Annotated in this window: 14 protein-coding genes and 1 pseudogene; 5 read left to right on the top strand and 10 right to left on the bottom strand. The window is 33.0% G+C overall.

Annotation, left to right across the window (positions count from 1 at the left end):
• Window positions 1–2: 2 nt before the first annotated feature.
• From ppsA to AC22L0_RS11695, 6 genes and pseudogenes are all read right to left on the bottom strand, one after another.
• Entirely contained in the window at window positions 3–2609 is a 2607-nt protein-coding gene (gene ppsA / locus AC22L0_RS11670) for a phosphoenolpyruvate synthase (RefSeq protein ID WP_087966892.1), read from the bottom strand.
• A 119-nt stretch (window positions 2610–2728) separates the two neighbouring features.
• Window positions 2729–2999 (bottom strand): annotated as a pseudogene (locus AC22L0_RS11675) (YolD-like family protein).
• Between the two features lie 284 nt (window positions 3000–3283).
• Window positions 3284–5182 carry an asparagine synthase (glutamine-hydrolyzing) gene (gene asnB, locus AC22L0_RS11680; RefSeq protein ID WP_087966890.1) on the bottom strand — a complete coding sequence of 633 codons (1899 nt, stop codon included), beginning with the start codon at window positions 5180–5182 and terminating at the stop codon, window positions 3284–3286.
• A gap of 269 nt (window positions 5183–5451) precedes the next feature.
• Window positions 5452–6396: a LysR family transcriptional regulator gene (locus AC22L0_RS11685; protein ID WP_000423360.1), complete on the bottom strand. Its 945-nt coding sequence runs from the start codon at window positions 6394–6396 to the stop codon at window positions 5452–5454.
• A 343-nt stretch (window positions 6397–6739) separates the two neighbouring features.
• Window positions 6740–7060 carry an iron-sulfur cluster biosynthesis family protein gene (locus AC22L0_RS11690; protein WP_001166648.1) on the bottom strand — a complete coding sequence of 107 codons (321 nt, stop codon included), beginning with the start codon at window positions 7058–7060 and terminating at the stop codon, window positions 6740–6742.
• An 18-nt stretch (window positions 7061–7078) separates the two neighbouring features.
• Window positions 7079–7990: a pyridoxamine 5'-phosphate oxidase family protein gene (locus tag AC22L0_RS11695; RefSeq protein ID WP_087966889.1), complete on the bottom strand. Its 912-nt coding sequence runs from the start codon at window positions 7988–7990 to the stop codon at window positions 7079–7081.
• A 716-nt stretch (window positions 7991–8706) separates the two neighbouring features.
• Here AC22L0_RS11695 and AC22L0_RS11700 point away from each other — a divergent pair.
• On the top strand, window positions 8707–9345 hold the full coding sequence (locus AC22L0_RS11700) for an HD domain-containing protein (RefSeq protein WP_001174222.1): 639 nt from the start codon (window positions 8707–8709) through the stop codon (window positions 9343–9345).
• A 1180-nt stretch (window positions 9346–10525) separates the two neighbouring features.
• On the opposite strand, the gene AC22L0_RS11705 is transcribed toward AC22L0_RS11700, so the two are convergent.
• Window positions 10526–11170, bottom strand: coding sequence for a LysE family translocator (locus tag AC22L0_RS11705; RefSeq protein WP_000587494.1), 645 nt, complete (start codon window positions 11168–11170; stop codon window positions 10526–10528).
• Between the two features lie 136 nt (window positions 11171–11306).
• Complete coding sequence (locus AC22L0_RS11710) at window positions 11307–11888, bottom strand: DJ-1/PfpI family protein (RefSeq protein WP_000722336.1); 582 nt, start codon at window positions 11886–11888, stop codon at window positions 11307–11309.
• A gap of 142 nt (window positions 11889–12030) precedes the next feature.
• Between AC22L0_RS11710 and AC22L0_RS11715 the strand changes: the two genes are divergently transcribed.
• The 4 genes from AC22L0_RS11715 (at window position 12031) to AC22L0_RS11730 (ending at window position 15638) form a co-directional block, all read left to right on the top strand.
• Window positions 12031–12468, top strand: coding sequence for an Lrp/AsnC family transcriptional regulator (locus AC22L0_RS11715; protein ID WP_000372089.1), 438 nt, complete (start codon window positions 12031–12033; stop codon window positions 12466–12468).
• Window positions 12469–12574: 106 nt separating this feature from the next.
• Window positions 12575–13324, top strand: a complete 750-nt coding sequence (locus AC22L0_RS11720; RefSeq protein ID WP_000347900.1) for a glucose 1-dehydrogenase — start codon at window positions 12575–12577, stop codon at window positions 13322–13324.
• A 685-nt stretch (window positions 13325–14009) separates the two neighbouring features.
• Window positions 14010–14867 carry an MBL fold metallo-hydrolase gene (locus tag AC22L0_RS11725; protein ID WP_048568566.1) on the top strand — a complete coding sequence of 286 codons (858 nt, stop codon included), beginning with the start codon at window positions 14010–14012 and terminating at the stop codon, window positions 14865–14867.
• A 294-nt stretch (window positions 14868–15161) separates the two neighbouring features.
• A complete protein-coding gene (locus AC22L0_RS11730) occupies window positions 15162–15638 on the top strand; it encodes a YndM family protein (RefSeq protein WP_140160738.1) in 477 nt (158 codons plus the stop codon).
• A gap of 34 nt (window positions 15639–15672) precedes the next feature.
• On the opposite strand, the gene AC22L0_RS11735 is transcribed toward AC22L0_RS11730, so the two are convergent.
• Both AC22L0_RS11735 and sasP read right to left on the bottom strand, forming a co-directional pair.
• Entirely contained in the window at window positions 15673–16188 is a 516-nt protein-coding gene (locus tag AC22L0_RS11735) for a DUF3231 family protein (protein ID WP_002101091.1), read from the bottom strand.
• 294 nt (window positions 16189–16482) lie between these two features.
• Window positions 16483–16695 carry a small acid-soluble spore protein, SasP family gene (sasP, locus tag AC22L0_RS11740; protein ID WP_000002840.1) on the bottom strand — a complete coding sequence of 71 codons (213 nt, stop codon included), beginning with the start codon at window positions 16693–16695 and terminating at the stop codon, window positions 16483–16485.
• Window positions 16696–16804: the final 109 nt, after the last annotated feature.

Raw genomic sequence — 16804 nt, forward strand, 5'->3', positions numbered from 1 at the left:
AATTACAACACTTCAATATACCCTTCTGTTCCATGTACCCGAATTTGTTGTCCGTCTTTTATTAAATTCGTAGCATTCTCTACTCCAACAACTGCCGGTAATCCATATTCACGTGCAATTACTGCTCCGTGCGTCATAAGTCCGCCGACTTCAGTAACTAATCCTTTTATAGATACAAATAATGGTGTCCAGCCAGGGTCAGTAAAAGCTGTAACTAATATATCGCCCTCTTCTAAATTCGCTTCTTCCATGTTTAAAATAACGCGAGCTCTCCCCTCAATCACTCCTGAAGAAACAGGCAAACCTACAATCGCATCATCTGGGAGGTTTTCTCGTTTATATTTACCTGTAATGATTTCTCCATCAGACGTCATGATACGAGGAGGCGTTAGTTTTTCATATAATTTGTAATCATTTTTTTGTTTTTGTATCAGTTCGTAATCTAGTTTATTCGTGCAGACTACTTCGTGAAGTTCTTCAAAAGTTAAATAGTATATATCATCCACTTCACGAATGACACCGCTCTGCACAAGTTGCTCAGCTTCTTTCAGTAACGCTTGCTTATATATGAAATAACGATTAATCATACCGTATTTTGGATATTCACGATAGCCGATAAAATTACGGATATTACGAATCATTCGCTTCGTTTCTTCTACTTTTTGTTTTCCACCCGATAAGTGCTGTAATCGATCTACTAACTCTTCTTCTTTTTTCAAAGCTTCTTGCAGTCCTTCTTCAAATTTCCGCTTACTCGCACCATATTCAAAATCTCTTATATTATTTAAAATCATCGGGATAATTGTAGTTGGCTTTTCACTCCAGCGCGTTTTCGTAATATCTATTTCTCCGCTACATCTCATTCCGTATTTATTTAGAAAAGTTAGAATAGCATCTCGAGCTTCTTCTCCACCCTTAAACTGAACTAGTTCATTTAAAAAGCTATCATCTTCTACATGTTGTAAATACGTAATAACTTCTTTGTACGGCCGAATCACATCAGCGACATCCATTAATGCTAAACCCATTTCAGATGTAATATTATTTTGTACGGATTGAGAAAGCGTGTCTGCTGCATTTTTTTCACCTAACCATTGCTCCATCTTTTCATTTATCCATGTTGAAGCATTCATACCAGCCATAATGACAGCGATACTTTGCGGGTTAAACAATACTTTCTTTAATTGCTGAATATCTTCCAAAATAAAATCAAGTACGTCCACTCCTGATTTCAGTTGCATATTTTGTTTTAACTCTTCAAGTGATGCTTGACTATTCTGTATTAAATTTGTAACGATTGCCGGATCATTTTCAATTTCCGGTTGAGAATTTGCAGGTGGCACACTTTTACCAACACTCTTCCCTTTTTCATCATCTGGTAATAATTTAATAAAATTATCTCGCTTAACTATAGTCGTTAATGCATCTCTTACGAGTGGATCCGATTTTCCTAAAGTGTTTATTAAGTAATCTCTGCTAGCAGGTAAAGCTAATTGTTGCGTAGCATCGACAAATAACCTGCCTCCCGCTTTACGCATAGGGGCACTAGTCGTTAACAGGAAAAAAGATAAACCTAATGGTTTCATCGCATCGGTCATCATTTGTTGATGGCCAACCGATATATACACATGATTTCCCTCATCATTTTCTTCAGGAATTGGATATAAAGTCGTAATGGGGCGACTTTGGACAATATAAAATGTATCATGGGCTAAGCACCATTCAATATCTTGCGGACAACCAAAATAAGCTTCGATTTGTCTTCCGATGCGTGCTAGTTGTAAAATCTGTTGTTCAGTAAGTGTTTGAACTTTTTGCTTATTAGGAGCAATTTTCTTTCTCTCTGTTCCGCCTTCTTTTCGTCCATAGATGGCTAATTTTTTCGTTGCGATGATCTTTTCGACGATTTCCTCTTCTTTTACCTTATAATTATCGGCAGAAACCAATCCAGATACTAGCGCCTCGCCAAGTCCAAAGCTGGCATCGATTGACAACACCTTCCTATTTGAAGTAATCGGATCCGCAGTAAATAAAATCCCTGAAGCCTCAGGGAAAACCATTTTTTGAACGACAAAACATATAGAAACTTGATTATGATCAAAACCGTTTTGCATTCGGTATATAACCGCTCGATCTGTAAATAAAGAAGCCCAGCATTTTTTAATATGCTGCAAAATGTTTTCTTTTCCAATAATATTTAAATACGTATCTTGTTGACCAGCAAACGAGGCATACGGTAAATCTTCAGCCGTAGCACTAGAACGCACTGCATACGCATGTTCATTTCCAAAACGTGAGAGATAATGAGCTACTGATTCCACTACATCAGAAGGGATTTGTACTGCCATAATCACTTCTCTAATCTTCTTACTCATTTCACCAATTTGAGCACGCTCTTCCATTTTCAACTTTGTTAGCTGCTGCAACAAAGTTTGAAGCACTTCATTTTGCTCGATAGCCTTTTCATATCCTACCGTTGTAACACAAAAACCTTCGGGTACTTGTATACCTTGAATGTTTGTTAACTCCCCTAAATTCAAACCTTTTCCACCGACGAGCGAAAGCTGCGTGTTTTCTATTTCCTGAAAATTGAGAACGAAAGAACTCATATAACATCTCTCCTTACTATGCATGTGTTCTTGATTGTAGCAGTAGTAAATACGAATAAACAGTCTATTTCGAACTTGATTTACATGATATAATTAAGTTAGGAAGAGATATTCCCCCTCTAATTCACTTCAACTACATCACCAAACTTAAACATCCTTTGATTATGAAAAGCATCCTACAAGTAATCGTCTTATTTACTGGATTTATACCAGCTACTGTTATGTAATTTTTATATAGATAGCTATTGTAAGTAAAACCTCTTCTTCACCTAAATATGAAGTTAACAGCTTATTTTCAATCCTTTCTTTTACATCTTGCGTTAAGATTGGGCGTGGGATCTTTGTTTGCTCCTGTATCATTTCTTTAATACAGACGAACTGCTCTGGCATACTAGCAAACGGTTAAATATACTACAGTATTTTTCCTATCATTTGGTTAGCTGTTATTGAAGTATATACGTTCGTATTTTAATAATGATATGTAATGATTTGTTGAATATTTCTTACACTAATAAAAAAGCCAATTCCCTTAGCGTACAGGGAATCGGCCTTTTCTATGTTAAAAATTGCTTAGCGTACGAAATTCACGTTTTGTTGATGCTTTCCCTCCAAGTAAAAATGGACAGTTTTATTTGGAGACGTTATATAATTCTTAAATTGATGGACATATAAATTTAAACTAAATTATATACTCGACACTCTTCACTAAATAAATTTGTATCATATGTATGCTCTATATAAATTTGATGCCATACCATAAAGGTTAGTACTGTCCAAATTTTACGACTATGATCACCTTTATCTGTGCGATGTGCCTCCAGTAAGTTTAATACATATTTTTTATCAATTAAATGTTCGGTTTTACTCTCTTTAATAATATTGAGAGCCCAGTCATACATTTCATCTTTTAACCAATGACGGATTGGCACTGGAAAACCGAGTTTCTTACGATCTAGTACATGATCTGGAACGATACCACGTACGGCTTCACGTAAAATAGCCTTTGTAGTTCTATTGGCAATTTTTAATTCTGTTGGGATTTTAGAAGCTACATCAAAGACTTCTTTATCTAGAAATGGAACACGTAATTCTAGTGAGTGAGCTGTAGACATTTTATCTGCTTTTAATAAAATATCTCCACGTAACCATGTGTACATATCAATGTATTGCATTTTACTTACATCATCATAATCCTTAATTTCATTATACAGTGGTTTGGTTACATCCTTATAGTTAACACTTTCATTGTAAGACTTTATTAACTTAATTTTCTCTTCTTCACGGAAGATCTTTGCATTACCATAATAACGTTCTTCAATTGGTGTACATCCACGCTCTAGAAAGCTTTTCCCTTTAAACCCTTCTTTAAGTACTCCACTTAAAGCTTTTAAAACCGTTCTCCCAGAAGTGGGAATGTATGAGAACATTTTTAAAGAGTTTGGCTCACGATAAATATTATATCCGCCAAATAGCTCGTCTGAACCTTCACCAGACAGAACAACTGTTACATGTTTACGTGCTTCTTTTGCAACAAAGTACAATGGTACTGCTGCTGGATCTGCTAATGGATCATCCATGTGCCACATGATTTTTGGGAATTCATTCATAAATTCTTGTGGTGTTACCAACACACTATAGTTTTTTACTCCTAATTTCTCAGCAGTTTCTTTCGCTACATCTATTTCACTAAATCCACGGTACTCAAAACCAACAGAGAATGTTAGGAGATTTGGATTTATTTCTTTTGCAATAGAAGCAACAATAGATGAGTCAATCCCACCAGATAAGAATGCACCTACTGGAACATCGCTGCGCATATGTACTTTTACTGAGTCATATAATACATCACGAATTGCTCGAATGTGTTCCTCTTTTTTGATATCTGAAGCATTGAAATATGGTTTCCAGTAGCGATAAACCTCTATCTCTTTTCCAATTTCTTTTATGAAATAATGACCAGGTTCAATTTTATTAATATCATTTGTTAATGTTTCTGGTTCTGGTCCGTATTGGTATGTAAAATAATGTTGGAGAGCAGTTGGATTTACACCCTTATCTTGCATTACATGTAGGATACTTTTCTTTTCAGATGCGAAGAAAGTTATATCGTTCTGTTGTGCAATGTAAAGTGGTTTAATTCCAAAATGATCGCGAGCACCAAATAATTTTTTCTCTTGACGGTCCCAAATTACAAAAGTATACATTCCACGAAGATAATTTACACATTCTTCTTTTACTTGGGCATATAATGCAACAATAACTTCCGTATCTGACTGAGTTGAAAAACATGCTCCCTGTTTAATTAACATTTCACGTAATTCTATATAATTATAAATTTCACCATTGAACATAAGTATATAGCGTTCATTATCATATGCTAGCGGTTGATGTCCCGCATCCAAATCAATAATACTTAACCGTCTAAACCCAAATTGAACATGCTCGTCACGAAAATATCCTTGGTCATCCGGACCACGGTGGTATAACAGATTCGTCATATTTTCAAATTTTATTTTTTCTGTTTCTGAATATCTTTTTGCAGTATTATACAAGCACCCTACATAGCCACACATTTTTTTACCTACTTTCAAATTATCTACTCTCTAAAATTTTTATAGTGTAATCCACTTTCAATAAAAGTCAAAAAAATACGCTCGTCAATTAAAGCTTCACAAATAAGTTCTAAGAAATTTAGATAAAAAAGACATTTTTTTGATGATCTAAACTAATTGAAACTTTAATTAAATTATATATCTATAACAAGATAGAGCAATGTTACTTTTTCTATTATAATGATAGATATGTTCTATCTCCCCTCTAATAGTTATTCGAAATTCAATCACTATTTAATTAATTTTCTAATCTGTTCTTTACTTTGTTCAGAAATAGGAAATCCTAATTTTATAATTTCATTTGTAAGCAATTCAATAAAATTTCTAGTGCCAAACCCAATAAATTTATCTCTACGTAAAATAAGGTTAACTTTCCTACTAATTGTAGGATTTACTATAGGAATTGCTAATACATCATTATCTACAGTAATATCAAGTAAAGTTTTAGAGACAATTGTCACTCCAAATCCATTTCTAACAAGATCAAATAACGATTCGATACTAGAGGTCTCAATAATTGGAGACAAGTTTATTTTTTGTGGTAAACATGTATAATTCAATAACTTTCTACATTCATGACTGTCTGGGAACAAGATTAATGGTAATTTATTCAATCCTGAGAATTGTATTTCTTGTTCATTAACTAGTGAGTGGTTATTTGATACCACTAAAAATAACTCTTCTGTGTATAATGGTATTTTTACAATTTTTTCATCTTCGAATACGTACTCGGAAGAATCAATTGTAACAGCAAAATTAACCTGATTCTGGTTTATTAATTCTAGTATTTCATCTGAACTTATAATTTTTACTGTTACCTCCGGATAATTTTTATGAAAATCTAATAATAAAGTGGAGACTAAGTCTGTTAGTTCGCCAGGCAAAGTGGCAATTGCAATGTTACCTCCTTTTATCTCCTTTAATTCACTGATTTGTTCTTTTACATTATCTAATGCATTAAAAATATTTTTACATTCGTTGGCTAAAATAGAACCAACGTCAGTGATGGCTATTTTCTTTCCCATGCGGTCAAATAACGGCATACCTATTTCGTCTTCAAGAGCTTTAATTTGATGGCTTAATGTAGGTTGCGTAATACCTAGCTTATCTGCTGCTTTTGTAAAATGAAGTTCTTTATAAAGTGTCATGAAATACTCTAACTGTCTTAATTCCATATAAAAATAATCTCCTTTTTAAAAAAATAATTATATTTTTTGCATATCTTTATTCATATTATAAGAAATCCTTAATTTTTCAGCTTTATAAACGCTCCATACTCTCCCTTTACTGTATTATTGCCTAAATGTTCTATTCCTTCATTTATAAAAAAACGTAATTTTCTCTAATTAAATTTACTAGAGAAAATTACGCTTTTGTTACTTGAGATTCGATAATAATTTTGCTTAGTGGGTATATTTAATGTCCTATAGCCTTTCCCTTACAAAAATTTCGTTGGCTATATATGATTTATTTCACCTTTCAGCTTAAAAATTTCTATATATTGAACAGTGAGTACCCTTATTTTTCAATTTCTAAAGGGATGTTGTGACTATAAGTTTGACTAGAGCTTCTAATTTGAAATCCTTCAAAGAAATCAATAGTTAAATTATCATCAAGAAAAGCTAAAGAGGCTTTGTTTATATAAAATGATTTCCAGTTTGTTTGAATTTCTTCGAAACCTACATCTGATTTAATTAATTGTATTCTTACAACCCCATCCAATGGACGCCCGCAGCCTCCCATTTCATATTGTAGAAATCGAAAATGGTTAGGATATTTAGTCTCTAAACTTTCGAAATGTTTAATAGCCGCTTCTGTAACAGTGATATTAATTTGCATATTATTTTCCCGCCTTTTCTATTTTGGATTGAAAGTAGAATAATTCAAGAACTCCCAATTATAAGATTCATAACAAGGTACTTCAAGTACTTCAAGTATTTGAAATTGTACTAAACGTTGTGCATCAGGGAACTTTGAGAGAATATCTTGATCAATGTTCCAAATGATACTTGCTTCTCCTGTGATTTGTAATGTAGCACCAGTATTAAAATCAAAAAACAGTAACCCAACATTGGGATTTTGAACAATATTTCCTAAGGTATTGAACAACATGTTTCCTGAGTAATCTGGAAATATAATTGATTTTTCATTAATGACATGAACAAATCCTGGCATCCCACCCCTATGGGAAATGTCCATCTTTCCCTCAAAACTTGCACTTGCAATAATAAAAGTATCGGATTCACTAATCCAATTCTGTTGCTTTTTATTTAAAGTGTTAAGCGGATGAAGTTTCTTATTTACAATTTCTTCAACAGCTTTATATTCGAATCTTCTCGCCTGTATATATTTAGGACAATTACCGAATACTTGTTCAATTTTGATTTCAAAGTTTCCATCTGGATAAACTATCGAAACCTTACCATTTATTCGTATTCTTATTCTGGAAGCAAAATCAATTACTAAAATCCCTACTTCTTTATGTTGTAAAATATTTAGAAATAAAGGGTCACCTTCGTTTATTTTTGTATTGATTTTAACTATGTCGGCTTCAATAGCTTGTATGATACCAGGATTTCCTGCTAAAAATGAACTCCAAACTCTTCCTCTTTGATCCATAGAAGACATCACGAATGAATTCTGTCCATTGAGAAAATTCATGAACTTCTTTGGGAGTGTCTGTTGAATCATTGTACTTGCAGAGTTTGCAATCTTTTGTACACCTAGTAAATCGTGTACAGTACGCTCTCCAGAATGAAAAACCTCCATTTATTATTCCTCCAATCTACTTTGCAATAGCGAACTAGCTAAAACACATTCAAATACTTAAATGAAATAAAAAACATTGGCTTCCTAAAAAACATAAAGCAAACATTGATAATATAATCTTTGCCATCAACAAGCTTTCATTACTTTTATTAATATACATAGAAGAATGAAAGCCATTCACTACAAGAAAATAACTTCATTTCACACTAGTCCTCTTTTGCAAAAGCATAATGGATTCAAAGGATTACCTTTAAGTTCTAACCTAAACATATACAGATATCCTTACGTTTAAAACCACGCTTTACAAGATACTTTATATACCCCTTATCGTGAAATTTTTATCTATTAAAGTTACTTATCATTTCGTATTGCTATCTTGTAAAGCAACTTCAGTTTAACTCTCAGTTAACTATTAATCAATTCTATAATTTCTATAGTTAACATAGATATCATCTATTATTTTGAGTACATAAAACATTTATATATTAAGGATAAATTTAATTCGTGAAATAGGAGGCGCCAAAATTTTTTAAGTTAAAAGTAGTTATTTGAGTTTGTTTCTTGATGATTTATTGAAACCTTAATCATAGATACTTTCTATGAAAACGATAGAAACGATTACATTGATAAATAATAGATGCTTTATATAATTAAGTTAAGCTCATGAGCTAGCAAGAAAATTAGACAATATCAATTATTTATAGGAGGCAATTTATATGCAAAAAACAGTTGCAGGTATCGTAATTCCAGATAGTAAAATAGCTGTAGAGGCGCAAGAAATTCTTCGTGAATATGGTAACGATTTACTTTGGAATCATTCAAATCGTGTTTACTTATTCGGTGCCCTTCAAGGGAAAAAGGCTGATCTTAAGTATGATGAAGAGCTATTATATGTTAGCGCTCTATTCCATGATCTTGGACTTACAAAGAAATTTAGTAGTCCAGACAAACGTTTTGAAGTAGATGGTGCAAATGCTGCACGTAGTTTTCTTCAACAACATGGCATGGATAATGAGTCAATTAGACTGGTTTGGGATTCGATTGCACTTCACACAACGATTGGAATTGCTGAATATAAAGAACCCCAAGTTTCATTAATTTATTCTGGAGTAGGATACGATGTTATGGGGGATGGATATGACGAAATTTCAGAGGAAATTCGCGAGCAAGTTGTATCTGCTTTCCCTCGAGATAATTTCAAACAAAAAATCCTTCCTGCTTTCCTTGAAGGTTTCGCTCATAAACCTGAAACTACTTTTGGAAACATTAAAGCAGATGTTTGCTCGTTACTTCTTCCAGGCTTTAAACGCAAAAATTTCTGTGATTGCGTTTTACATTCACCTTGGAAAGAATAGTCATTACACTTATGACTATTAGAAAAAGGAAATATATACAAAATAAGTTAATTACGATTTTGCTTCCTTTTTATATAAAAATTAGAACGAGCTAATTAATTTCTAATTTAATGTAGTTAAATATTACTCATAGAGATAAAAAGCTTGCCATTTTCATTAATGGCAAGCTTTTTTAAGCAAATAATATCTAATAATAGAAGGATCAATTTTGGAGCACTCCATACATGCCCACCAACCTAAGGTTTTGAAGTATCCACAAAACGAAAATTTTATCCTTTCATAGTTGTCCATAGAAATTCAGTTCATTTTTTTCGTGTTGAGAAAGAATGTATTTCTTAGCTTAATAGCGATGTAGTGCTACTCCATCTTAAACATATTATTAGGTAACACAATATAAAATCATACAGTTAAAGGAACAATAATCTATGTTAAAACTTGTGCATAACGAGACCCACCCTACATTCTTTGAGCAATTTTCCTTTGAAAATCCTGTTCAAAATGATGTTTTTATAATTGAAGTTAACAAAAAACATTTCTTTTTCGAATACGATGCTGTGATTAATATGATCAAAAAATCAAACTCAAAACAACAAGAATATGTTAAAAGACAACTGCAAATGTATCACTAGAACTTGTTTACAATCAATCGCAACAGATTACATAAGAAGAATTTTCGAAGAGAATAAAAAAATGGAATGCAGGATCGGAGCCTCACACTCCCTCCAACACATGAATTATAGAAGAAACTTATCCAAAGTGGAAAAATGGAGAACTAACGGGAATTAAGTTCGGGGCTATTGAAACTAAAGAAAAATACTTTTTATAAAATAGTGAAAGAATATGGAGAAAACGAAGTGGCAACTAACTTATAACGAATTGAAGGCGAAAGTTTCTTAAAGTAGAAAATTCGGCTTCTTTTATATCGAAATTTGCTTAGCGTATATTTTCGTTAAAATGCGGGTAGTACCCCAGCTATCGAGCTAAGCTCATACAATATCAATTATAGTTGAGATCGTTTCTTTTTTCTAAAGGCTACGTGTAAGGAATTTAAAAACCCCTTAGGGATCAATGAATTCCTAAGGGGTTGCCTACGTGATATAACATATTTACAATTATGTTACGTTTAAAATACGTATCTTTTTCATTTACCTTATAACCACCCTATTTAAGTTTATAAGAATTATGCTTTTGAGATAAAAGTCATTACTTGTTTTATAAACTCATAACCAAAATAACCACTAAATCCGAATAGGACTATTGCGGCAAATATAGATACTCTTTTAATAAAGGTTGGATTTAGAAAACGTCTAGTAAAATGAACAAAGCTTAATAAGATCATATCATGCATAAAGATACCTAATAAAATACCTACAGCTATTAATATAAATGTAGATGTACTTGCATTACCTAATGAAGAAACGAGAACCGGGCCAAAGACCCCTATCCAAAATACAATATTAGCCGGTGATATAGCAATCATAAAACCAGATAAATAAGCTGATAATAAAGATTTATTAGGATCTTCTCCATCTATGTTAACTTCCGACTTTGCTTCTTTAATGCTTTCTATTCCAATAAACATTAAAAATATAAAACCTAGGAGCCACATAACTGTTTCTACCCATGGATTGGTTAATACACTAGAGAACCCTAGATAAATCAGGACGATTAAAGATAAATCTACAGTCATTCCTCCTATACCTACAAACCAACCATGTACGAAACCATTTCTCATTCCTTGTTTAGTCATTTGGACTGTCATAGCACCTGCGGGTATTGCTAAAGATAAACCTAACAAAATATATGTGAAAAGTGTTATAATCATAAAAATTCTCCTATTATAAGTATTGTAATAATAAAACCCTTTTTCTTTTTCCTCGGGTTCAGCAAATAGAACTAGAGCACGGCGACTTTTCACATTACTTCTAGCAAGCATCAAAAACTCATAAGAAGATAAATGCCTAAAATCCCATAAGATCCTTTACATGTTCAGCATTCTTTTTAGATGTTAATTTTTCAAGTAATAAAAACGCAACATCAAAAGCTGTGCCTGGATTTGATGATGTAATAATATTTCCATCTTGTACTATTAAATCATTTTGTACTATTGCACCAAAATTCTTTAACTGCTCTTTTCGTTTACTCGTTGGATGACTGTATGTGGTAGCTTTTTTACCTACAAGAATTCCACTTTTTCCAAGCGTTAATGATGCAACACAAATACTGGCAATAGGCTTCTGCTTGGCATAAAAATGTTGAATAACATGTAAGAATTCTCTACTGTATGCATCCCGATAAAAACCAGCCTCTTCAAATCCTCCTGGAATAGCTAGTGCATCAAATTCATCTAATTGAATATCATCAACCGTTTTTTCCGGTATGACAGTAAAATTCCAAGTACAAGTTAATTTATTCCGAAGACCAACTGTTACGACCTCGGTTGATCCATCTCCCTCCCATTTATTCCAGCCTAGTACATCTGTAAATACACTAGCTTCTACTGCTTCAAACCCGTCAGCTAATAATAATAAAATCTTTTTCATATCGTAAACCGCCTCCTTCTACCCTTATTTTATACAAGTATAGAAGGCTGATAAATAAGTTCAATAAGGATATTTGATTGTTTTTCTTTATTTTATAAAGAATTTAGGTTATTCTATTTTATAAAAAAAGGTTGGATAATTTATGGATCAAATTGATAAAAAAATTGTGGGACTATTACAGTCAAATGCAAAAATTTCAATGAAGGATTTAGCGGAAGCGGTTCACTTATCTTCCCCGTCAGTAACTGAGCGAGTACGAAAGTTAGAGGAACAACAAATTATTGAAGGTTACCATGCACATGTTTCTCTAAAAAAAATAAATCGTCCAATTTCTGCACTTATACTGTTTAAATCAACAAATTGTAAATCATTATCTAACTTTTGCTACAATCATCCAGATGTACTTGAGTGTTACAGAGTAGCAGGAGAAATTAGCTATATTGTCAAAATAGCAACACATTCTGTAGAAAGTTTAGAACAATTTATTGATGATTCAATGCAATATGGTACGCCATCAACGAATATTGTGTTATCTTCTTATGAAAAAAAGATAATTACTCCTTTTATTAGTGAAGAATAAAAATACTGGCATAATCAATTAACTATTGCTTATGCAGAAGGATAATTTTTGTATGTTATATTAAAAAATAAAGACGTTATATTTTTTTAAAAGGAGTGTAATTACAATGGATTTTTCTAATAAATCAGTGATCATAACAGGGGCTGGAAATGGAATCGGGAGAGGAATTGCTTTACATTATGCAGAAAAAGGGGCCAATGTTATTTTAGCAGATATAGACGAAAAAGCAGGTGCAAAAACAGTTACTAAGATGAAAGAACAGGGTAAAGAAGCACTTTTCGTACAAACAGATGTAAGGCTGGAAACAGATATTATTCGATTAATGGAAGTAGCTAATCAAACATACGGTCAGATAGATATTTTAATTAATAATGCAGGAAAAGAGTTATTCAAGTCTCCTTACGATATTTCGCTAGAAGAATGGGACGATGTAATAAGCACAAACCTAAGAAGCGTTTTCTTGGGTTCACGTGAAGCAGCAAAGTATATGCGTCATAACAAAGAAGGTGGATCTATCGTGAATATTGCCTCTACAAGGGCGATTATGTCTGAGCCAAATTCAGAATCTTATGCTGCCACAAAAGGTGGGATCGTTGCTATTACACATGCGCTCGCAGCCTCATTTAGCGAAGATAGGATTACCGTGAATGCTATTTCCCCAGGTTGGATTGAAACAGGAGATTATTCAAAATTAAGTAAAATTGATCATGAACAGCACCTATCAAAGCGTGTAGGAACACCAGATGATATTGCACGAGCCTGTCTGTATTTAACAGCCAACGAAAATGATTTTGTTACAGGTATAAACCTTGTCGTAGACGGTGGAATGACGAGGAAAATGATGTATGAGGAATAGGCAGTAATCAATCAAGAAATACAGATTCGCTATCAATAAAGCCTACTTTATCCAAGGTGATTTACCGAATCATCATGTGAATTTGAAATACAATTGAACTGTTTATAAAAAAGATGAACCGGAATTTCCTATCTCTAATAAAGAAGGGATTTCCGTTTTTCTTTCGGATGAAACATGTGAAAATGAATAAAAACCATGAAGTACTCAATGCAAGGACACCAGCTACACTAAGAGCGTTAGTTAGATAAAAAATAGAATATATCATATAGCTAGTAAGAGATATTAGTATCACTTAAAGGGCTGTTAATAGCTATTGAAAAGCATAATTTAATCAATCTCAATTACATCACAAAACTTAAATATCCTTTGATTATGAAAAGCATCGGTACAAGTAATCGCCTCATTTAATGAATTTCTATTAGAAACTGTTCTGTATTCTTTATAAACCTACGTTAAAATATTCAGATGAACCTTTTATTAACTCATAACCCCTCCTCAAAAAATAGTAAAAACTACACTTGTGAAATCAATATTTTCTGTTTGCACTTTATATAAATCGATATGTCTCCACCTTAATTTTTGTTTTTTGTAATCCCCACTAATTCTTTTCTCAAATCCCCCAAAATGGATTTGAGAAATTAGGGAACTATAATGTCGTATTAAAACATATTAAGGGGGACAAAAGGTGAACAAGGAAATGAATTATGGAAGTGATTACAAGTTTATTCCAGCAACTTCAATTGAAAGTGGTCATGGCCTCGAAGTATTACCTGATTTATTTTGTTACACGATTCAAATCGTCAATATATGCTTTGTTGGAAATCCTAAGACCAATGATTTTGTTTTAGTTGATGCTGGAATGCCTAAATGTGCAAATGAAATTATCTCTGTTACTGAGGAGCGATTTGGTACAAATAGCCGTCCAAAAGCAATTATTTTAACTCATGGGCATTTTGATCATGTTGGAGGAATAATTGAACTCATTAAATATTGGGATGTTCCAGTCTATGCCCATCAAATGGAGATACCGTTTTTGACTGGACAACAAAGCTATCCAGAACCAGACCCTACAGTTGAAGGTGGTATGGTAGCGAAAATGTCTCCCCTGTTCCCTAATGAACCGATTGATTTAGGAAATAGCGTAAAAGCACTACCTACCGATGGAACTGTTCCCCATATGCCAGAGTTTAGATGGATTCATACATCAGGGCATACTCCTGGGCATATTTCATTATTCAGAGAGAAAGACCGAACTTTAATTGCTGGGGACGCTTTTGTTACAGTGAAACAGGAGTATCTGTATAAAGTAATAACTCAAGAACAGGAAATAAGCGGACCCCCTCGTTATTTAACAACAGACTGGAAAGCAGCTAAAGAATCAGTCATTAAATTAGAAGAATTAAAGCCTCTAGTCGCTATTACTGGACATGGGATACCAATGTCAGGTGAATTGCTATCAACAAGCCTCAAAACACTCGTTCAAGAATTTGATAAAATTGCTGTACCTGATTACGGAAAATATATAAATAAAAAGATGCATTAAATGCGGAAATATTTTGTTTATTTTTATATTAATGAATCAAAACACCAACGAATATTAAGTTTAATATGAAAAAACACTGTACTTAGGCAACATCTCTATTATAAGAATGGAACTACCCTTTATGAATAAAGCTCGATATTCCGCAAATACTATCCATAGTATAAGCCTGCTTCTTACCCAGGTTGTACTTCTTACCATTAAGGGGTGATTAAAACGGGTTACGCTATATAAAAGCATAATCCGTTTTTAATGAAATATTGTATTCCATATACGTTTAAACAATGGAGGAAAATGATGAAACATATTGTTGCCTTATTAATTAAATACACAGCGATAACTGCAGTATTGCTAATCATGCTCAGTATCTTTCAAGGTATTTCAATTCCTAGAGTATTACTAATTTCTCTTTTTCTTACGGGAGCTGCCTATTTAATCGGAGACCTCTTCATTTTACCTAAATACGGAAATATGATTGCTACAATGGCAGATTTCGGCTTAAGCTTTTTCGGAACTTGGTTACTAACATCCTTGTTTACTAATTTAGATGCTACTCGTAACATTGGACTTTCTTCATTTATAGCCGCTTTAATTATTGGTGGAACAGAAGTTTTCTTCCATATTTATATGAAGAGGCTAGTGCTACGTAACGACGATGAATTAAAAAATCGCAATCATATTCATCATGATAAATATGCTATGGAAATATCAGATGAATATATAGATTCTTCCACAATAAATAAATCCAAGCTTGAGGATACATCTCAAAAATAAAAAGTGGCCAATGCCACTTTTTTATTTTTGTTTATTAAGCTTGATCAGAATTTCTTACATGTAACGGAGGTGGAACTACCCACCCTTTTTTCTTACTTAAACGTAGCAGAGTTACACCTGCCTGCGCTTTTTTCATATGAAATTGGCCAAATAGCATCCCTACATCTTCTCGAAGACATTTTCCCATCACTTGACTACATGTCACAAGTCCAGCTGCTAATCCTGCAGAAACAGCAGCAGCAATTTCAACATCATTAATACGTGCTCCCGGAGGAATGTCTTCGATAGATGCAACTGGTCGTTCTGGAGGAGCAGGCGGTAAAGCGACCCCATTAATCTTTAAAAGAGCTTTTAATTCTTCTATTTCCGAATTCATATCATTTTCAATTAAGCCTTCTAAAAACTTCTTCAAGTCTTCATCACCTGTATGATTCATAAATACTTGATGGCTTGCAATCGCACCCTGTGCAGCAAGAAGATAGCTCCAAATGTCAAATACTTCACCGTAATGTAACGGTTCATTTTGAGGATTTCCACTTAATATACCCATTTTTAAATTCCTACCTTTCGAAAATATCATAATAAATATTGATTTCAATATTGAAATCAAATTTTTAAGTATGCTTTTTCCTGCAAAAGATTTTCTACTATGCATGGAAAACACCTTTCCAACACCGCGTGTTTATTGTTTAGGAAAGTAGTTTACAAATTAAATACTCAAAGATTATGAAAGAAGATTATCAATAATCTTTGAGTGAGTATCTGTTTAATATAAGTTTTTTTATTTTTATGAATACACAAAAGAAATTGATTTACATATTTGCTATATTTTAAGCCAATTTACTTAGCGGTTAGCTCTACCACCAAGTTGTTGTTCAGCCATTGCTACTAAACGTTTTGTAATTTCGCCACCAACAGATCCGTTTGCACGAGCTGTTGTATCTGCACCAAGTTGTACACCAAACTCTTGTGCAATTTCATATTTCATTTGATCAAGAGCTTGTTCAGCACCTCGAACTAACAATTCATTACGACTTCCACTATTATTGTTTGCCATCTTATTTCACCTCCGATGTTTTTAATATGCTACAAATTATGAAATAATAATTATCCTTTTTATGGAAATTAGATTATGAATAAAAATTGATTTTTTTCTTAAAGTAGGG

This window comes from Bacillus sp. LQ01 (assembly GCF_057624735.1).